Consider the following 18,999-nt stretch of genomic DNA (forward strand, 5'->3'; position numbering starts at 1 on the left):
CCTGACCCGCTTCACGCATCAATTTGCCTTTCAGCCCCAAATATCAAGGTCTCCGACCTCCCCCGCGGCCCCGGTTTACAAGGATGCTGGCCTTGCTGATGGAACCGGTTTTCTACCCATTATTCTGTGCAGATCACAGGCAACAGGCACCCACGAACGAGACCTGTTGCCTGATCGACCCCTGGCTGCCATCGTCGAGAAAATCCCTACTTACCAGGCGATTTGTTTCAATCAGACATCACCGATATAGTTTATTCACGTCGCAAGGGAACGCAAGAGATTCCCCGTGATATTCCTCCATAGCTCAGTTGGCAGAGCATTCGACTGTTAATCGAAGGGTCACTGGTTCGAGCCCAGTTGGAGGAGCACTCAACGAAGCCGCCTGAAAGGGCGGCTTTCTTCGTTTTCCTCTGGCTCTGATGCCTAACCGGGGCTAAGTAGCCAAAGGCCTTTCTAGTTCCCAGGCCGTATTGGAGGGGCACGAGACGTCGAAAGCGAGAAGTAGGTAGGCTATGTTCCGCATACCTACTACTCAAACCATTAAGGAAGCTCCCCACAGATGATCCAGTTTGTTGTTGGCGCCGCGGCAGGCTACGTATTCGGCACTAAGGCGGGCCGAAAGCGCTACCACCAGATCAAGGATGGTTACGAAAAGCTGGTGAACTCCCCTGCCACCAAGACGCTTGTTAACGGCACTCGTCGGGCAATTGCCAACCGTCTCGATCCGGAACCGAGAATGAAAGAGGTCAAGGATCTCTCACGCGGACGGCGGAATTCGGGTCAATTCGACAATTCGGATACCGTGTACGAACCCGACCAAGATTAGTGGTTTAGGCTGATATTAGTGTGCATTGCACACTAGTAGCCAGAATGAGCACTGCCCTGAGGGCAGTGCTCATTCGAATTTTTGGGTTAAGTAGCAAAAAGTGACGGCGGATTACTGGCCGCGTCGAAAATGGTTAATTTCTTAGTTCTGCCCACTGCGGAACGCGCGCTCGTTGAGCTCCCTGCGAGCTTGTTCTAGCGCAACCAGATCCGAGAACAGGGAGTTGTACGCTGCTTGGTCGTCAGAGGGGCGCATGCGACCGAGCTGGGCCTTGATGAGAGCAATCTGGTCGCCGACGCGGGACTCCTGAAGACGCGAGAGCACGGAGTCGGTGTAGACGTTCATGTCGACGTCGGTGGGCAGGATTTCCTCGACGGCGAGCTCGGAGATGAAGCTCTGGGCGGTGACGTCGGGCATCTGCTCGCTGACTCGTGCGACCCATTCGACGGGGGGCATCGTCAGCGCGGTGGCAATGCCGCCGGCCTTGGTGATGGCCTCGCGCACGGCGCGGTAGGCCAGGTTGGTGTAGCTGGCGGCATCGATGCCATCGAAGTACTCACCGGCGTTCTGCGGGTACTGGAGGGCGATTTTCAGCGCCTCACGCTGCGGCCAGAGATGAGTGTCCTTCGGGTTGGGGCGATGGAGCACCGGGACGTCCTGCGCCGCAGGAGCCTGCTTGGAGTCGTCGAAGCGACGAATGGTGCGCTTCTCCTTCTTAGGTGCACGGTGGGCCTGCTCGACTTGCTGGAGGACCTCCATGGGGTCAGGCCAGCCAACCCACGCGGAAAGGCGGCGTGCGTACTCGTCGCGCAGGGGCTTGTCCCGGATGTCGGCGACGACGGGGACGGCGCGGCGCAGGGCTTGGAGGCGGCCCTCGGCAGTGTCGATGCGGTAGCCGGTGATGATGGTCTGCACGACGAACTCGAACATGGGGATGCGGTCTGCGATGAGGTCGCGGACGGCGGCATCGCCACGCTTGATGCGTAAGTCGCAGGGGTCGAGGCCCTCGGGGGCGACGGCGACGAAGGACTGGCCGGTGAACTTCTGGTCGCCTTCGAAGGCGCGCATAGCGGCTTTCTGGCCGGCTTCGTCGCCATCGAAGGTGTAGATGAGCTCGCCGTTGAAGTAGGAGTCGTCGAGCATGAGGCGGCGGAGGATCTGGAGGTGGTCCTCACCGAAGGCGGTGCCACAGGAGGCGACGGCGGTCTTGACGCCGGCGGCGTACATAGCCATAACGTCTGTGTAGCCCTCGACGATGACGGCCTGGTGGCCCTCCGCGATGTGCTTCTTGGCGAGATCAATGCCGAAGAGGACCTTAGTCTTCTTGTAGAGCATCGTCTCTCTGGTGTTCATGTACTTGCCCATCGGGTCATCATCGAAGAGCTTGCGGGCGCCGAAGCCGATGACGTTGCCGGCGAGGTCCTTGATGGGCCAGATGAGGCGACGGTGGAACATGTCGATGGGGCCGCGCTTGCCCATTTTGGACAGGCCGGCCTTCTCCAGTTCCTCGAAGGAGAAGCCCATGCGGATGAGGTGCTTGGTAAGCGTGTCCCAGCCCTCGGGAGCGTAGCCGCACTGGAAGTCGTAAATGATCTCTTGGGAGAAGCCGCGGTTGAGGAGGAAATCTCGGCCAGGTGCTGCCTCGGGGGTTTCGAGCTGCTTGCGGTAGAAATCGTGCGCCGCCTTGTTCGCCTGGATAAGGCGCTGACGCAGGCCTGGCTTTTCCTCACGGGCGGCGGCACTACCCCCCTGGTAGGTGATGTGGTAGCCGATCTTCTGGGCGACGGCCTCGACGGCCTCGGGGAAGGTGAGCTGCTCCATCTCCATAAGGAAGTTGAAGACGTCGCCGCCCTTGCCCGTGGAGAAGCAGTGATAGTAGCCGCGCTGCGGGCGCACGTGGAAGGACGGGGTGCGCTCGTCTTTGAATGGGCTCAGCCCCTTCATCGAGTCGTAGCCAGCAGGCTTTAGTTGTACGTACTCCCCCACGATTTCCTCAATGGGTGCACGTTCACGGATCGCTTGAATATCGCTGTCCGGAATCCTGCCTTTCGCCATGGGTAATAGATTACCTGCACTGGCAAATCAGCGACCGATTTCTTCATGGTGCTATCCGTTTGCAATGATGGGGGTATGGCGCACTCTACCCCCTCGAAGAAATCACTGCCTGCCGTCATCGGCGGCGTGGTGCTGGTCCTCGTAGCGGGCTATTTTGGCATCGACTTGAAGGGCGATTCAGGGGCTTCGTCGTCGGCGACGTCTGCTCCTGCCTCAGCATCTGGGACGGCGGAGACTGAGGGGGCATCGGAAAGCTCATGTGCTTTGGACACGCTGCCGACTGAGGCAGCGGAGACGGTCGACGATATCCTCGCCGGCGGGCCGTACGAGTACCCCGACAACGACAACGTGCGGTTTGGCAACTACGAAGGCGTGCTACCGAAGGAGTCGCGGGACTACTACCGCGAATACACCGTGGACACGCCGGGCCTCAACCATCGCGGCACGCGCCGCATCGTCACCGGCGGCGGCTCCGACACCGACCCCGACGTCTGGTACTACACCGACGACCACTACGAAAGCTTCTGCACTATTCCCGACGCGGAAGGGTAACCATCATGAACCGAGTTCTCATCACCGAACCGCTGCGCACGCGCGAGGAATTCTTTGCCGCCCTGGGCAAGATGCACTTTGTGGGAGACTCCCCTGCTCCCAGCAACCTCGACGCGCTGGCCGATTTTGTGCGCGAATTCCGCGTTGACGTGATTGTGGCCGCAGATATGGCGCTCGAGCTGCATGACTACCAGGATCTGGTGAGAGTGTTGGAAGCTGAGGGTGTGAAGTTGGTTCGCTAGTCCATGAAGCCGGAAAGCTCGGCGCTGCGCTTGGCCAGGCGCTCGAGGCGTGACTCGGTCATGGAGGCGATTTGGTCGATGATGACGCGGTCGCGTTCGGCGTCGGAGTCGGCGGCGAGCCACCAGCCGGCGAACACGGCGTCGAGGGAGCCGGGGGCGCCGGCGACGAGGTAGTCATAGACGCGGTAGATGCGCTCGCGTTGGCGGTCCTGACGCGCGAGGTGCGCGGGGACGTCCATGACATAGAGGACCGCGATGGTTTTGAGCAGCTTGACCTCGGCTTGGGCGAGTTCGGGGACGACGAGGTGGCCGTTGGTGCGGCCCAGCTTGTTCTCGGCGAGGAGGTCTGCGTTGGCGGTACGGGTGGCACCCACGGTGGCGCCGACGTAGCGGCCGACGAGCTCGGAGGTCATCTTCTTGAGATCGGTGTAGGCGCGCAGGGAGTAGTCGAAATCGCCGATGGCATTGATGACGTCGAGACGGCGGAGGGAATCGGCGGCATCGAGAAGCTCTGCTGCATCCCCGCCGAAGGCCTGGGCGCCCTTTTCGGCGAGGGTGGCAAGCTCCACCAGGTCCCAGAGCACGGACAAGGAGATGCGGCGGGAGATGATGCCGTCTTCGACGTCATGGACGGAGTAGGCGATGTCGTCTGACCAGTCCATGACTTGGGCTTCGATGGGCGGAAGGCCATCTGTGTGGCCTTGGCGGACCCACTCGAGGATGTGGGCGTCCTCGTCGTAGCAGCCGTACTTGCGGTTCGTTGTGCCGTCCGGGTTGGTTTTGAGCTTGGGATATTTGCAGGCGGCGTCGAGGGCAGCGCGGGTGAGGTTAAGGCCATAGCTTTCCTCGCGACCGTTCACGGTCGCGACCACTTTGGGCTCGAGGCGGGTGAGGATACGCAGGGTTTGGGCGTTGCCTTCGAAGCCGTTCTGGGCGACCTCGTTGAGGGCGGTCTCGCCGTTATGTCCGTAGGGCGGGTGGCCGATGTCGTGAGTAAGCCCGGCCATGTCGCAGAGGTCGGGGTCCAGGCCCAAGCCGCTGCCGATGCCGCGGGCGATCTGGCCGACCTCGAGAGAGTGGGTAAGGCGGGTGCGGGGTGTGTCGCCGTCACGGGGTCCGACGACCTGCGTTTTATCGGCGAGGCGGCGCAGGGCCGCGGAGTGGAGCACGCGGGCGCGGTCGCGGGAGAAGGCGCCTCGATGATCTGGGCGAGCGTCGTGGGCGAAAGAGGAGCCTTTGGGGGACTCGTCGAAGAGGCGCTCGGTATCGGCGGGTTGGTAGGAATACATCGAGGTTAAGCCTAGCGTTTATTCGCGTTCGAGCTGGTCGTGGCGCGCGCTCCAGTTGGGGCGCATAATGCGCTCGAGGCGGTGCAGGGCGGGTGTGAGGCCAGGAATGACAAGCGCGAGGATGCCGCCGACTTCGTGGATGACACAGCGGAACCAGGATGCCTGTGGGAAGTGGATGGGGCAGTCTTTGGCGGTGACGGTTGCAGCGCGGAAGCCGTGGCGACGGGCGATGAGCCAGGCGCGCGGCGCGTGGTAGGGGTCGGTGACGAGGGTGATGTCCTTGATGTCCGGGAAAGCGCGCTTGACAGCGTCGAGTTCTTCGCCGGTGGTGTGGCCTTCGCGCAGAGCCGTGATGTGGGTGGCGCCGCGGACTTCGAGGTATCGGGCGGCGACGCCGGCTTCGGTGAAGCGGTCGCCGGGCAGGTTGGAGCCGGTCGTCACGAAGTGGCGGTCGGTGCCAAGCGCAAGGGCGGCGTTGAGACGGGCTTGGAGGACCTTGGAGGGGCGGCCGTCATACTGGGCGGCACCCAAAATGACGATTGGGCCGAGTTCATGTTCCATTAGTGGGTAGTCTAGTGGCATGACTTTTTCGCGCGTTGGACGCGCGGCAATGGCCGCGCTACTCATCGGACTGGGCACGGGAGCACCGGCGGTGTTCCTGGGCACGGCGGTCGCACAGGCGGCGCCGGCGGCTTCCTCGATCACGGCGAAAGTGACGGATGACTCGGGGGTGCTCTCGTCCTCGCAGAAGTCCGACTTGGAGTCGCAGATTGCGCAGCTGCAGTCCTCCGATCAACGTTTGCTCTACGTCGTCTACACCACGGGCCTGGATTCCCAGGTCGAGTCGTACGCGGAGTCGATTGTTGACTCGCGCGGTACGAATACGGCGGCGTTCGTTGTGGATACTCAGGCGCGCAAGGCAACGGTGAGCGTGGGTTCCGAGTGGCCGTCGGGCTCGCAGGACAAGCTCTTTGAGGCCGCCTATGATTCGCTCGCTGCCAGCGATTGGGCTGGGGCGGGCAGCGCTGTGGTGGAGGCGGCATCGGGAAGCTCGGGCTCGGGTGATGGCGCGCTATGGCTGGGTGCCGGCGGTGCGGCTGTGCTCGCGGCGGGCGGCGGCGCGTATGCGATGTCGAAGCGGAAGACTAAGAAGGAGACCGCGGCGACGGTCGAGTCCGCGCGGGAGATCGAGCCAACGAACACGACGGCGTTAGCACGGTTGCCACTGCCCGTGTTGGAGGAACTCGCGCAGGAAGAGCTCGTGTCCACAGATGAGTCCATTCGCCGTGGCAAGGAGGAGCTCGACATTGCGATTGCGGAGTTCGGGCCGGAGCGCGCGCGGAAGTTTACGGCGGCGATGAATCAGTCCACCTCGACCCTGCAGCGTGCGTTTGCGACGCATAAGCAGATTGAGGCGCAGCGTGGGATGCCAGAGGCGCAGAAGCGTGAGCTTTTGGTGTCGATTGTGTCCTCGTGTGGGCAAGCGGATGATGCGTTGGATGCGCAGGCAGCTGAGTTCGCGTCGATGCGCGACTTGTTGGTCAATGCTGGTTCGAAGCTCGATGAGTTGACGCAGAAGACGGTGGATTTGAGGGCGCGTATGCCGCAGGCGACGGCGACGTTGAATTCGTTGCGGGAGCAGTACTCGGAGGAAATGCTGCAGTCGATTGCGGATAATCCTCAGATGGCGTCTGTGTCCTTGGATGAGGCAGAGAAGTCCTTGTCGTTGGGTCGTTCGTTGCAGTCGAAGCCGGCTGGCCAGCAAGGCGGACTCGTGGGGGCGATTCGTGACTCCGAGCACGCGATTGAGGTTGCGGACCGGTTGCTGTCGGCTGTGGAGAACGCGCAGTCCACGATCACGACGGCGCAGCAGGGTCTGTCCGCGCTCATTGCAGAGGTTGATGGCGAGATTTCTGAGGCGCGTCAGATTGAGGCGCAGGGTCAATCCCAGGGGACCTCGGCGGACTGGGCGTCCTTGGAGGCGTTGTTGTCGGAGGCGTCTGCTGCCGCTGAGGCGGCGCGTGCGGGTGGCGCGGCGGATCCGTTGGGGCATTACACGACACTGATGTCCCTGGATGGACGGCTCGATGAGGCGCTGGATACGGTGCGTGAGGTGACGCAGACGCATGCGCGCCAGCTGGATATGTTTGCGCAGCAGATTTCCGTGGCCTCGTCCACGATTCAGGCGGCGGAAGACCTCATCTCGGCGCGTGGTCGTTTGGTGGGCGCCTCGGCGCGTACCGCGTTGGAGGATGCGAAGCGTCTGCATGCGCAGGCGTTGCAGCAGCGTGACCGTGATATCCGTAGTGCCTTGGATTTGGCGCGTCAGGCAGTTGCCGCGGCACAGGAAGCGCAACGCCGTGCGCAGAACGATATCGATGACTACCGCCGGCGCCAGCAGCGCCAGCAGATGGCGTCCGGTGCGGGTGACCTCATCACGGGCATGGTCATTGGACAGATGCTCGGCGGCGGTGGACACCGTGGTGGCTACGGCGGAGGCTTTGGGGGCGGCTTCGGTGGAGGCGGCTTTGGGGGCGGTGGCGGTTCGAGGACGGGTGCGTTCTAGTCCTCGGGTGTTGTCCACAGGTTGCAGGGTCATGGTTGCCCACTAAATTGTGCAAGACGGCGGTTATCCACAGGTATGCAGGGTACATGCTTGCGGGTGGCCGCCGTTGTGGGTTTTCTAGGGGTATGAACCTCATTGCATTGCACGAAGCAACACACGAAACACTGGCATTGGTCGCTGCGGGACAGCTCATTCAGGTCGCGGGCGGGTACGCGTGCGACCGCGCGGAGTGGGAGGCACTCGCCTATCACGAACAACAGGAGTGGCGGGTGCGCGCGGCAGGATTATCGGTCCGGGAGGCGGTGCTCGTGGGGAAATCCGCGGCGCGTATCCATGGATTATGGGTCCTATCGGCGCGTGAGGAAGAAGTCGAGCTCACGTTGCCGGCAGGCGGCTTGCCGCGTCGGACGCAGTGGAGCACGGGATATCGGTATAGGCGATTGATCTTGGCGGATGACGATTATCGAGAGATTGACGGTCTGCGGGTGACGTCACGGCCGCGGGCGTGCATCGATACCGCGCGCTTCCACGGCTTCGCGGACGGTCTGGTGGCGATGGATTCGCTGCTGCGGCAGGGGTACTACCGCGAGCATGTCTCACTTGTGATTGCACGGATGGGGCGGTGTAAGAACATCACGGTCGCGCGACGGTGCCTCGAGTTGGCAATATCGACGTCGGAGTCGCCGTATGAGTCTTTCGCGCGGGCGCTGCTCATCGAGGGGCTTCCGGGAGCGGCGGTTCGGCCGCAGGTACGGGTGCTGCCGGGGGTTCGTGTAGACCTGCTCGTGGACGAGCACGTGGTCGTGGAGATTGATGGCGACGTGAAATACGACGGGCAGACGTATCGCGGGACTGAGGAAACCATCGTGGCGGAGCGAGCGCGCGAGAAGCAGCTCCACAACGCGGGGTATCAGATGGTGCGCTACTCCCCTGCCCAATTACGCCGGGAGCCGGAGCGCTTCATCGCGGAGGTATCGGCGGCGCTTGCGCGGAAAGCGGCGTAAAAGAAACAAAGGCAATGTGCCGTTGGCACTATGCGCTGGTCGTGGAATTTGGGTGAATTAAAGCGACCAGCGCATATGGCTATTGGGACATTGCCTTTGTCGGGGATAGGTCGATGTGGAGGCCGTGGGGGTGGTTGCCGATAGTTACATGCGGCGGATGTGGCCGGAGTTGTCAGCTTCCATGCAGCACCACGTGAGGAAGACGAAGTCCACGTCTGGGATGGGCATGTCCTGCGGGTGATCGAAGACCTCGAGGGTGGAGCCGTGGGGGCGGGTGCGGGCCACGACGTTGCCGGCGGCGTCGATGATGGCGCGCTCGCGGCGCAGCCGCCGGGTGCGGTTGAGCGTGTAGCGACGGGTGCCGCACACGGCGGAGAGCCGGTTGACGGAGAAGCCGGTTTGGGCGACGGTGAAGACCTCGCCGTCGGAGGTCGTGGCCTTGATGACCAACTGCATGTCGTCGCGGGTGACCTCGGTGAGGATTTGGCCGTGGGCGAAGTGGATGACGTGCTCACGCACGGCGGCGGCCTCGGCCCCGCCGGGGTCCGTGAGGCCGTCGTGGCGCCAGGTCCAGTATTCAGTCGACATGGTGACCTAGCCCAGGAACAGCGCGCCGACGGCGACGAGGGACGCGAGAACGAGCGTGGCGATCCAGGCGATGGCGCCGCTGGAGGTCTTCGCCTCAAGGATGAGACGCGTGAACCAGCTGAGAGCGGCGACTTCCTCGACGGAGAGGTCGTGGTCGGTGTAGTCGCCCTCGAATTCGAGGATGGCCTCGCGCACGCCGCGGTTCTTCGAGGTGAACTGGGCGACCTTCGTGCCGGAGGCATCCTCGATGATCCAATTGCCGGAGGTCTCGCAGATGAACGCGAAGGTGCGGCCGTCGAGGGACGCGTCGAGCCGCTTGTCGCGGCTGGCGTTGCCGGCGAGGCGGAAAACGCGGTCATCGGCAAGCGTGGCAGAGGCGCCGAGGTCCGAGGCGTCGAGGCGCCAGTAGGCGTCAGCAACGGTGGCGGAAGACTCGGTGAACTCACCGATCGGCTCTGCGGCCTCCGCGAGGAGACGCGGTGCAGAGCGATCGGTGCGATCCCAGCTCGTGTAGTGCATGCTTAGCAGCCCACCAGGCGGGCGGCGAGGTAGGACTCGAGCTCGTCGATCTTCACACGCTCCTGCTCCATGGAGTCGCGCTCGCGCACGGTGACGGAGCCGTCCTCGAGGGAGTCGAAGTCGTACGTGACGCAGAACGGGGTGCCGATCTCGTCCTGGCGGCGGTAGCGGCGACCGATGGCACCGGACTGGTCGTAGTCCACGTTCCAGTTGGCGCGCAGCTTGTTGGCCAGCTCCTGGGCCGGGGTGGACAGCTCTTCCTTCTTGGAGAGCGGAAGAACGGCGACCTTGACCGGCGAGAGGCGGCGGTCGAGGCGCAGGACGACGCGCTTGTCGGTGCCACCCTTGGCGTTGGGGACCTCTTCCTCGTCGTAGGCATCGACGAGGAAGGCCATCATGGAACGGCCGAGGCCGGCGGCCGGCTCGATGACGTAGGGGATCCAGCGCTCGCCGGTGGTCTGGTCGAAGTAGGACAGATCCTCGCCGGAGCCCTCGGAGTGGACGCGGAGGTCGTAGTCAGTACGGTTAGCAACACCCTCGAGCTCGCCCCACTTGGAGCCGGTGAAGCCGAAGGCGTACTCAACGTCGACGGTGCACTTGGAGTAGTGGGAGAGCTTTTCCTTGGGGTGCTCGTAGAGGCGGAGGTTCTCCGGGTCGATGCCCAGGTCGACGTACCAGTTGTAGCGGTCGTCGATCCAATACTGGTGCCACTCTTCGTCCTCGCCCGGCTTGACGAAGAACTCCATCTCCATCTGCTCGAACTCGCGGGTACGGAAGATGAAGTTACCCGGGGTGATCTCGTTACGGAAAGACTTGCCGATGTTGGCGATGCCAAACGGCGGCTTCATGCGCGAGGAGGTGAGGACGTTTTTGAAGTTGACGAAGATGCCCTGGGCGGTCTCCGGGCGCAGGTAGTGCAGGCCTTCCTTGTCATCGACGGGGCCGAGGAAGGTCTTGAGCAGGCCGGAGAAGGCCTTGGGCTCAGTCCAGTTGCCCGGCTGGCCGGTCTCCGGATCGTTAATGTCAGCGAGACCGTTGGGAGCAGGGTGGCCGTGTTTCTCCTCGTAGGCCTCGAGGAGGTGGTCAGCGCGGTAGCGCTTGTGGGTGTAGAGGGACTCGACGAGCGGGTCAGTGAAGACCTCGACGTGGCCGGAGGAGACCCACACCTGGCGCGGCTGGATGACGGAGGTGTCGACGCCCACGACGTCCGAGCGAGACTGGACCATGTGGCGCCACCACTGGCGCTTGATATTTTCCTTGAGCTCGACACCCAGCGGGCCATAGTCCCATGCGGAGCGGGAACCGCCGTAAATCTCGCCGGCCTGATAGACCAGGCCGCGGCGCTTGCACAGGCTAACAACGGTGTCGATGACGGATGCCATGATTCCTTTTACACTCCTACGGATCGGATTCGCGGTTGAGGGCGAATCGTCGGACGCTTGCAATAGCCTCCTATCCTAGCCTGTACGGGGGCGGACCGGCAGGAAGGGGTGGAGGGAAACAGTGCACGTCCCTAACACTATGGGTGAAATGCGTAAACATTATCCCTAGCCGCAGGTGAATAACACCATTGAGAAAGAGTGGAAAAATTCACCCAGACTTTTCCAATGTCCCACAGTAACTTCCCAGCTAGGGCAAGTATGCACAAAAATGGTCTATTGATATAGTGTCTAGGTCATACACGTCGACGGAGGATTTACCGTGCCCAACACACTACCCACTGCAGACGAGCTGAAGAACGCTGAGCATCTGTTCAGCGCACTCGACTCGCCGCTGCGTCTGCGTATCCTCATCCTGCTGGCCGATCGCGGCCACTTCGTCCACGAGCTCGTGGGCAAGTTGGAGAAGTCGCAGCCGCTTATTTCCCAACACCTGCGCGTGCTCAAGTCCGCGGGTCTCGTGCGCTCCGAGCGCTCGGGCCGCGAGGTCATTTATTCACTGTCCTCGCCGAAGTCAATCCGCCTTATCACCACGGCCGCAAAGCTCGAAGAAGAGCTCATGGCAGCAAGCGAGAACTGATTTTCAAGTTATATGCGTTAAGATCACCGTATGACTGTGCAGTCCAATATTCCGAAGCTGGGTGCGCGCAATACGAAGCAGCGCACTGCCGTCGTCGAGGTTCTTCGCGAGATGGATAAGTTCGCTTCGGCCAAGGACATTCACCAGGAGCTGCAGGCGCGCGAGGCCAAGGTGGGTCTTACCACCGTCTACCGCACCCTCCAGTCCCTGTCCGAGATCGACGCAGTGGACGCGCTTCATATGCCCACAGGTGAGACGCTCTACCGCCACTGCGAATCGAGCCACCATCACCACCACCTCGTATGCACCAAATGCGGCCGCACCGAGGAAATCGATGGCGGCCCCATCGAGGCCTGGGCAAAGGAAATGGCCAGCAAGTTCGACTTCGAACTCACTGGCCACGACGCCGAGGTCTTTGGCATCTGCGCGCAGTGCCGCGCGAAAGCAGCTTAACGCTAATTCTTTTTGACGCCGCCGAAGCGGCGGTCGCGGCGGGCGTATTCCTCGACCGCGGCGAAGAGATCCTCCGGCGTGAAATCTGGGAAGAGCTTGTCCTGGTAGACCATCTCCGCGTACGCGGACTGCCACAGCAGGAAGTTGGACGTGCGCTTCTCGCCGGAGGGGCGCAGGAACAGGTCTACGTCAGGCATCTGCGGGTCGTAGAGATACTGCGCGATGGTCTTCTCATTGATGGCGCTGGGCGCCAGCTGACCGGATTGGATATCAGTGCCGAGCTTGCGGACGGCATCGACAAGCTCGGCGCGGCCGCCGTAATTGACGCACATGGCGAGTGTCATGCGGGTGTTGTCTTTGGTGAGCTCTTGGGCGGCCTCAAGCTCTTTGATGACGCTGCGCCAGAGGCGGGGGCGGCGGCCAGCCCAGACGACGCGGACGCCGCGCTCGTTGAGCCAGTCGCGCTGGCGGCGGATGACGTCGCGGTTAAAGCCCATGAGGAAGCGAACTTCCTTGGGGCTGCGGCGCCAGTTCTCCGTGGAGAAGGCGTAGGCGGACAGGTACGGGATACCCATGGCAAGGCAGGCGTCGACCGCGTCGAGGAGGACCGCCTCTCCCCTCTTATGACCTTCCGTGCGCTCCATGCCGCGCTCTTGGGCCCAGCGCCCGTTGCCGTCCATGACGAGGGCGATGTGTTTGGGGAGGAACTCCGCGGGGATCTCGGGCGGAGTGAGGACTCGGTTGGGGTCAGGCGTAATCACCCGCCCGATCTTACTCGACTCGCTATTGGTCCATGACCGCCAGTGCGGTCACTTTGCGCTCGATGTGCCACTGGAGGTGCGCAATGGCGAGCCGGTGGCCTTCCGCTTCCTGTACGGGTGTGGGTGTGCTGGGGTGTCCGTGCGCAAGTAGCCAGAGGTGATGGAGGGTCTCCGGGTCGACCTCGGCGGCGCCGGGCGGGCGGCATTCGTGGCAGGCGGCGCCGCCGATGGCCGGGTGGAAGGCGTGGTGCGGGCCGGGTTTGCCGCACTGGGCACAGTCGAAGAGGCTCGGCGCCCAGCCGGAATGGGCCATGGCTTGAAGGAGGAAGCGGTCGAGGACGCGGGTGGGCGGCTCGTGTTGGAAGTCGCGGAAGGCGGCGACGAGGGCCTCGTAGAAGTAGGGGTCGGTGTCGAGGGCGAGTTTCTCGGCGGCCTCGAGGGCGGCGCAGGCGGCGGTGTAGCGCTCGTAATCGTCGATGATGTGCGCGCCGTAGTAGCCCACGGTGTCTGCTTGGGAGATAGTGTGGAGGTTGCGCCCCTCGTAGAACTGCACGTCGAGGTCGACGAAGTGCTGAAGGCGCGAGCCGAAGCGGGACTTGGCGCGGCGCACGCCCTTGGCGACGGCGCGCACGAGTCCATGGTGGTGCGTGAGCAGCACGATAATGCGGTCGGCCTCGCCGAAGTCGTATGTGCGGATGACGACGGCGCGATCCCGGAAGTTGGGGCGACCACCGCTGCTTTTCGGGCGCGAGGTACGAGCGCCCGCGCCTGTGGGCTTAGAAGCCAAGGCGTCCCAGGAATTTCGGGTCGGACTGCCAGTTCTTCAGGACCTTGATGCGCAGGTCGAGGAAGACGTTTTGGCCGAGCAGCGCGATGATCTTCTTGCGGGACTCGCCCATGATGCGGTTGAGGCGGCGGCCGTCCTTGCCTTCGATGATCTTCTGCTGGCCGGGGCGCTCGAGGTAGATGATCGCATGGATGTTGAGGACGCCGGGGCGCTCGGGGTTGGGCAGCATTTCGTCGATGCCCACGGCGACGGAGTGCGGGAGTTCGTCCTTGAGGCCGGCGAGAGCAGACTCGCGGATGAGCTCGGCGATGCGCTCTTCCTGGCGCTCGTCCGTGACGTGGTCGTCCGGGTAGAACTTGGGGCCTTCGGGCAGGGCGTCGCGGATAACACCGACGAGGTCTTCGACCTGGGTGCCGTCCTTGGCGGAGACGGGGATGACCACGGCGTCAGGGTCGTGCTCGGTGAGCAGCTCGTGGAGGGCGAGCAGCTGAGCGCCGACCTGGTCACGGGAGCCCTTGTCGAGCTTGGTGACGATACCGATGATCTTCGTCTTCGGGGCGACCTCACGGACGTTGTCGAGGATCCAGCGGTCGCCGGGGCCGATCTTCTCGTCGGCGGGGATGGTCAGGCCGATGACGTCGACGTCGGCGTAGGTGTCTTTGACGATCTCGTTGAGGCGCTCGCCCAGCAAAGTGCGCGGGCGGTGGAGGCCTGGGGTGTCGACGACCACGATCTGGCAGTCCTCGCGGTGGACGATGCCGCGGATGGGGCGACGGGTGGTCTCCGGCTGGTTGGCCGTGATGGCAATCTTCTCGCCCACAATGGCGTTGGTGAGCGTGGACTTGCCGGTGTTGGGGCGGCCTACAAATGACACGAACCCAGAGCGGAAGCCCTCGGGCGTGTCGGTGTAGTCGCGGTAATCAAGTGCTGCCTCGTCGGGCAGGTTCTCGAAGGCGGCATCAAAGTTGTCTGCAGGAGTGGCTGCGGGTTTGTCGGCCGGGTTCGATTCGTGAGGGTCTGTATCGTTCATCGTGCCCACATCATACCCGCTCGGCGGGGGTTTTCACGATCCCTGCTAGAGATCCTCGACGTCGGTGACGGAGAACTGGAGCTGCGGGTGCTCGAAGTAGTCCTGGGCAGCGATGAGGCACAGCTCGTCCGACTCGGCCTCATAGGTGACGTTGAGCAGGTCCCAGACGGAGGACGCGGTGGCCTTGAGCGCGGCCTTCGCGTCACGAGTCTTGGCGTAGTGGCCGGTAAAGAGCGCGGCGGTGACGTCGCCGGAGCCGTTACGCTTGAACGGCAGGCGCGGGGTCGCAACGATAAAAGCGCGGTCGCCGTCCACGGCGAGCATCTCGATGGAATCCTCCGGGGTCTCCGGGCGGTTGACGGAGGTCACGAGCACGGTGCGGGGGCCGATCTCCTGGGCGACCTTGACGGCCTCGAGGGTCTGCTCAAGGGTGCCGGTCTCGTGCTCGGTGAGGTAGCCCAGCTCAAACTGGTTGGGCGTAATGATGTCCGCGACGGGAACCACCTTGTCGCGCAGCAGCGGCGGGATCTCGTCCGAGACGAAGCAGCCGGACTTCGCGTTGCCCATGACCGGGTCGCACGCGTAGAGGGCGTTGCCGTTGACGGCCTTGATGCGGCGCACGGCGTCGACGATGGCGCCGGCGATGTCCGAGCCGCCCTGGTAGCCGGAGAGGATGGCATCGATCTTGGGGAAGGCGCCGCGCTTCTCGATGCCGTCGACAATCGAGGTCACCTCGGTGCCCGGAATCATCGGTCCGCCCCAGTCACCGTAGCCGGTGTGGTTGGAGAAATTCACCGTGTGGATGGGCCACACCTCGTGGCCTGCGCGCTGAAGCGGGAACACTGCGGCGGAGTTGCCGACGTGGCCGTAGGTGACGTGGGACTGAATCGACAGAATATTCATGGGGCTTATTGTGCTACGAAGCACGGACGCGTACCAAGTATTTGGCGAATTACTTGTCGGTCTTCGTTGTCTCCTCCCCCAGGGCGGCGCCGATGAGGCCGGTGAACAGCGGGTGCGGGCGAGTCGGGCGCGACTTATACTCCGGGTGCGCTTGGGTGGCGACCATGTACTTGTGGTCGGGGTACTCCACGAACTCGACGAGGTTGCCGTCGGGCGAGGTGCCGGAGAAGACGAGGCCGGAGCCCTCCGTGATCTGCTCCTTGTACGCGTTGTTGACCTCGTAGCGGTGGCGGTGACGCTCGGAGACCTGCGTGGTGCCGTAGGCCTGGGCGACCGCGCTGCCCTCGGCCAGGACGGCCGGGTAGGCGCCCAGGCGCATGGTGCCGCCCAGATCTGCCTCGCCGGCCACGGCCGCTTTCTGCTCGGCCATGGTGGCGATGACTGGGGTGCTGGTGGTGGGGTCGAACTCGGTGGAGGAGGCATCGGAAAGCCCGGCGTGGTGGGCGGCCTCGAGCACCATGGACTGGAGCCCCAAGCACAGGCCGAGGAAGGGCACGTCGTTCTCGCGTGCGTAGGTCACGGCGGCCAGCTTGCCTTCGATGCCGCGCACGCCGAAGCCGCCGGGGACGATGATGGCATCGAGGTCCTCGAGCTCGCTCGTGTCCTCGGCGATGGTGTCAGCGGCAATCCAGCGGACGTTGGCCTTGGCGTGGAAGGCGAAGGCGGCGTGGCGGGTGGCCTCGGCCACGGAAAGGTAGGCGTCCGGCAGGTCGATGTACTTGCCCACGATACCCACGGTGACCTCGCGCTGGGGGTTGTGGACGCGGTCGAGGAGGTCGCGCCACTGCGTCCAGTCCACGTCGCGGAAGGGCAGGCCCAGCTTACGGATGACGAAGGTGTCGAGATGCTCGCGGTAGAGGACCTCCGGGATGTCGTAGATGGACGGGCTATCCGGGCAGGAGGTCACGCCCTCTTTCTCGATGTCGCACATGAGCGCAATCTTGGCCTTGAGCGGGGCCGGGACCTCACGGTCGCAGCGCAGGACCACGGCGTCCGGCACGATGCCGATGCCGCGCAGCTCCGCCACGGAGTGCTGGGTGGGCTTGGTCTTGAGTTCCCCGCTCGGCGCGAGGTACGGCACGAGGGAGCAGTGGATAAAGAAGACGTTGTCGCGGCCCACGGTGTGGCGGACCTGGCGCACGGCCTCGAGGAAGGGCTGGGACTCGATGTCGCCCACGGTGCCGCCGATCTCGCTGATGACGACGTCCGGGGTGTTGCCCTCGGCGTCCGGTTCGCTCATCGCGATGACGCGGGCCTTGATTTCGTCCGTGATGTGCGGGATGACCTGGACGGTCTTGCCCAGAAACTCGCCGCGACGCTCCTTGGCGATGACGGTCGAGTACACCTTGCCGGTGGTGACGTTCGCGTTCTTGGTGAGGTTGCGGTCGAGGAAGCGCTCGTAGTGGCCCAGATCCAGGTCGGTCTCGGCGCCGTCCTCGGTGACGAAGACCTCGCCATGCTCGAACGGGTTCATGGTGCCCGGGTCCACGTTGAGGTACGGGTCGAGCTTTTGCATGGTGACGGACAGGCCGCGGGCGGTGAGCAGCTGGCCCAGGCTGGCGGCGGTGAGCCCCTTGCCCAGCGAGGAGACAACGCCTCCGGTGACGAAAATGAACTTAGTCGGCGTAGCAGACATGGGGGTCCTCCTTGACGGAGACGGACCTGCGTGTACCGCGAAAAATGCGACATCCCGCAGGTGAACTATTTACCTACGGGATTTCAGGATAACACAGAACGTGAAAATTCAACAATAAGAAGACAGATATTACTCCCCGTGCGGCTCCCCCACCGCCGGAATCCCACCACCGGGCACCTGCTTGTCCAGGTTCGCGCGCTCGGCGGCGTCCGGGAAGGCCTTAGGGCCGGAGGGCTTCGGTTGGAAGCTCAAGCCGCGTTCCTTCACGTCGTCGTACCAGTCCGCGAGCAGCTCGTTCTGGAGGCCGAACATTTCCTTCTCTTCGGCTGGCGTCGCGTGGTCGTAGCCCAGCAGGTGGAGGCACCCGTGGACGGTGAGCAGGGCCAGCTCGTGTCCCAGCGAGTGGCCGGCGGCCGTGGCTTGACGCTGTGCGAACTCGGGGCAGAGCACGATGTCGCCCAGCATGGCGGGGCCGGGAGCGGCGGCATCGGGACGCCCGCCCGCAGCCCCCGGGGTGATCTCATCCATGGGGAAGCTCATGACGTCGGTCGGGCCGTCGAGATCCATCCAGCGCACGTGCAGATCCGCGATGGTCGCAAGATCCACGGCGGTGATGGTGCACTCCGCGTCCGGGTTCACGTCCATGCGGCCGAAGGCGTAGGAGGCAACGTCGATGAGCATTTCTTCGTTGACGCCGTCGTAGCCGCACTCGTTCAAAAACTCGATGCTCATTCTTGGTCCTTCTTCCGTTCTTGCTCTGCGTCGAAGCGATCGTAGGCACCCACAATGCGACCCACAAGCTGGTGGCGCACCACGTCGTCGGCGCCCAAGTCCGCGAAGTAGATATCGTCAATGCCGTCGAGGATGCGGCGCACGATGCGCAGGCCAGAGACATGACCGCGCGGGAGGTCGACCTGTGAGATATCGCCAGTGACCACGATCTTTGAGCCGAAGCCCAGGCGCGTCAAGAACATCTTCATCTGCGCAGGCGTGGTGTTCTGCGCCTCGTCAAGGATGACGAAGGCGTCGTTTAACGTGCGGCCACGCATGTACGCCAGCGGGGCGACCTCGATGATGCCGGCCTCCATGAGCTTGGGGATGCTCTCCGGATCAAGCATGTCGCGCAGCGCGTCGTACAGCGGGCGCAGGTACGGGTCGATCTTGTCGTTCAAGGTGCCCGGCAGGAAGCCGAGCTTCTCCCCCGCTTCCACGGCCGGGCGGGTCAAAATAATGCGCGAGACGTCCTTATTGTGCAGCGCCTGCACGGCCTTCGCCACGGCGAGGTACGTCTTACCGGAACCGGCCGGGCCAATACCGAAGACGACCGTGTTGTTATCGATGGCGCGCACGTACTCGGACTGGCCGACGGTCTTAGGCCGCACGGTCTTGCCGCGGCGCGAGACAATATCCGCGGCGAGCGCCGCGGAGACCGACTGCGGGGCCTCGACGGCGACCATCTTCACGGCGTGCTTGACCGTCTCCGGGGAGATGGTGTGGCCGCGGCGCGCGATAGACTCGAGCTCGTCGAGAACCTTGGCCGCACGCGCGACCTCGTAGTCCGGTCCCGTGATGGTCACGGTCGTCCCGCGTGCGAAAAGGTCCGCATCGAGCTGATTGTTGAGGACCCGCAGGTTGGCATCCGCCGTGCCCAGCACGGCGGCGACATAGGCGGAGTCCACCTCTATCTTCTGAGTGATAATTGGCACGAG

Annotated in this window: 20 protein-coding genes and 1 tRNA gene; 8 read left to right on the forward strand and 13 right to left on the reverse strand. The window is 63.6% G+C overall.

Translation table 11 applies throughout. The features are described 5' to 3' along the window. Positions 1-293 precede the first annotated feature (293 nt). A tRNA-Asn gene (locus BN9444_RS11745) sits at positions 294-366 on the forward strand. A gap of 193 nt (positions 367-559) precedes the next feature. Continuing rightward, positions 560-826 carry a hypothetical protein gene (locus BN9444_RS11750; RefSeq protein WP_066511559.1) on the forward strand — a complete coding sequence of 89 codons (267 nt, stop codon included), beginning with the start codon at positions 560-562 and terminating at the stop codon, positions 824-826. A gap of 141 nt (positions 827-967) precedes the next feature. On the opposite strand, the gene dnaG is transcribed toward BN9444_RS11750, so the two are convergent. After that, entirely contained in the window at positions 968-2,881 is a 1,914-nt protein-coding gene (gene dnaG, locus BN9444_RS11755) for a DNA primase (RefSeq protein WP_068801976.1), read from the reverse strand. Positions 2,882-2,956: 75 nt separating this feature from the next. Between dnaG and BN9444_RS11760 the strand changes: the two genes are divergently transcribed. Together BN9444_RS11760 and BN9444_RS11765 are read left to right on the forward strand one after the other, a co-directional pair. Further along, complete coding sequence (locus BN9444_RS11760; RefSeq protein ID WP_066492356.1) at positions 2,957-3,433, forward strand: guanyl-specific ribonuclease; 477 nt, start codon at positions 2,957-2,959, stop codon at positions 3,431-3,433. A 5-nt stretch (positions 3,434-3,438) separates the two neighbouring features. Further along, positions 3,439-3,675: a hypothetical protein gene (locus BN9444_RS11765; protein WP_068801977.1), complete on the forward strand. Its 237-nt coding sequence runs from the start codon at positions 3,439-3,441 to the stop codon at positions 3,673-3,675. Here the strand turns inward: BN9444_RS11765 and BN9444_RS11770 are convergent. Further along, the gene (locus BN9444_RS11770) at positions 3,672-4,964 is read right to left on the reverse strand and encodes a deoxyguanosinetriphosphate triphosphohydrolase (protein ID WP_068801978.1); all 1,293 of its coding nucleotides are present in this window, start codon (positions 4,962-4,964) and stop codon (positions 3,672-3,674) included. The genes BN9444_RS11765 and BN9444_RS11770 overlap by 4 nt on opposite strands. An 18-nt stretch (positions 4,965-4,982) precedes the next feature. After that, entirely contained in the window at positions 4,983-5,525 is a 543-nt protein-coding gene (locus BN9444_RS11775) for a YdcF family protein (protein ID WP_068801979.1), read from the reverse strand. A 19-nt stretch (positions 5,526-5,544) separates the two neighbouring features. Here BN9444_RS11775 and BN9444_RS11780 point away from each other — a divergent pair, with 19 nt between their 5' ends. Both BN9444_RS11780 and BN9444_RS11785 read left to right on the forward strand, forming a co-directional pair. Beyond that, the gene (locus tag BN9444_RS11780) at positions 5,545-7,530 is read left to right on the forward strand and encodes a TPM domain-containing protein (protein ID WP_068801980.1); all 1,986 of its coding nucleotides are present in this window, start codon (positions 5,545-5,547) and stop codon (positions 7,528-7,530) included. Positions 7,531-7,655: 125 nt separating this feature from the next. Continuing rightward, complete coding sequence (locus BN9444_RS11785; RefSeq protein ID WP_068801981.1) at positions 7,656-8,534, forward strand: hypothetical protein; 879 nt, start codon at positions 7,656-7,658, stop codon at positions 8,532-8,534. Positions 8,535-8,678: 144 nt separating this feature from the next. Here BN9444_RS11785 and BN9444_RS11790 read toward each other — a convergent pair whose 3' ends face one another. Genes BN9444_RS11790 through BN9444_RS11800 form a run of 3 tightly spaced genes read right to left on the reverse strand, consistent with a single transcriptional unit; the run spans position 8,679 to position 11,023 of the window. After that, on the reverse strand, positions 8,679-9,122 hold the full coding sequence (locus BN9444_RS11790; protein WP_068801982.1) for a hypothetical protein: 444 nt from the start codon (positions 9,120-9,122) through the stop codon (positions 8,679-8,681). 6 nt (positions 9,123-9,128) lie between these two features. Beyond that, positions 9,129-9,641 carry a hypothetical protein gene (locus BN9444_RS11795; RefSeq protein WP_066492380.1) on the reverse strand — a complete coding sequence of 171 codons (513 nt, stop codon included), beginning with the start codon at positions 9,639-9,641 and terminating at the stop codon, positions 9,129-9,131. A gap of 2 nt (positions 9,642-9,643) precedes the next feature. After that, positions 9,644-11,023 (reverse strand): glycine--tRNA ligase, encoded by a 1,380-nt coding sequence (locus BN9444_RS11800; RefSeq protein WP_068801983.1) that lies wholly within the window; start codon positions 11,021-11,023, stop codon positions 9,644-9,646. 319 nt (positions 11,024-11,342) lie between these two features. Between BN9444_RS11800 and BN9444_RS11805 the strand changes: the two genes are divergently transcribed. Further along, complete coding sequence (locus BN9444_RS11805; RefSeq protein WP_066511531.1) at positions 11,343-11,660, forward strand: ArsR/SmtB family transcription factor; 318 nt, start codon at positions 11,343-11,345, stop codon at positions 11,658-11,660. 30 nt (positions 11,661-11,690) lie between these two features. Beyond that, positions 11,691-12,113 (forward strand): Fur family transcriptional regulator, encoded by a 423-nt coding sequence (locus BN9444_RS11810; RefSeq protein ID WP_068801984.1) that lies wholly within the window; start codon positions 11,691-11,693, stop codon positions 12,111-12,113. A gap of 2 nt (positions 12,114-12,115) precedes the next feature. Here BN9444_RS11810 and BN9444_RS11815 read toward each other — a convergent pair whose 3' ends face one another. From BN9444_RS11815 to BN9444_RS11845, 7 genes are all read right to left on the reverse strand, one after another. After that, entirely contained in the window at positions 12,116-12,874 is a 759-nt protein-coding gene (locus BN9444_RS11815) for an isoprenyl transferase (RefSeq protein ID WP_077210089.1), read from the reverse strand. A 22-nt stretch (positions 12,875-12,896) separates the two neighbouring features. Then, complete coding sequence (recO, locus tag BN9444_RS11820) at positions 12,897-13,661, reverse strand: DNA repair protein RecO (RefSeq protein ID WP_066492389.1); 765 nt, start codon at positions 13,659-13,661, stop codon at positions 12,897-12,899. After that, positions 13,651-14,691: a GTPase Era gene (gene era / locus BN9444_RS11825; protein WP_066492394.1), complete on the reverse strand. Its 1,041-nt coding sequence runs from the start codon at positions 14,689-14,691 to the stop codon at positions 13,651-13,653. The genes recO and era overlap by 11 nt, the downstream gene beginning before the upstream one ends. Positions 14,692-14,736: 45 nt before the next feature. Then, complete coding sequence (gene pdxY / locus BN9444_RS11830; protein WP_066492397.1) at positions 14,737-15,594, reverse strand: pyridoxal kinase PdxY; 858 nt, start codon at positions 15,592-15,594, stop codon at positions 14,737-14,739. 49 nt (positions 15,595-15,643) lie between these two features. Next, a complete protein-coding gene (locus BN9444_RS11835) occupies positions 15,644-17,290 on the reverse strand; it encodes a CTP synthase (RefSeq protein WP_066511517.1) in 1,647 nt (548 codons plus the stop codon). A gap of 129 nt (positions 17,291-17,419) precedes the next feature. Continuing rightward, positions 17,420-18,022, reverse strand: coding sequence for an rRNA maturation RNase YbeY (ybeY, locus tag BN9444_RS11840; protein WP_066492403.1), 603 nt, complete (start codon positions 18,020-18,022; stop codon positions 17,420-17,422). After that, a complete protein-coding gene (locus BN9444_RS11845) occupies positions 18,019-18,996 on the reverse strand; it encodes a PhoH family protein (protein WP_068801985.1) in 978 nt (325 codons plus the stop codon). The genes ybeY and BN9444_RS11845 overlap by 4 nt, the downstream gene beginning before the upstream one ends. Between the last annotated feature and the right edge of the window lie 3 nt (positions 18,997-18,999).

This window comes from Corynebacterium phoceense (genome assembly GCF_900092335.1).
Taxonomy (GTDB): Bacteria; Actinomycetota; Actinomycetes; order Mycobacteriales; family Mycobacteriaceae; genus Corynebacterium; species Corynebacterium phoceense.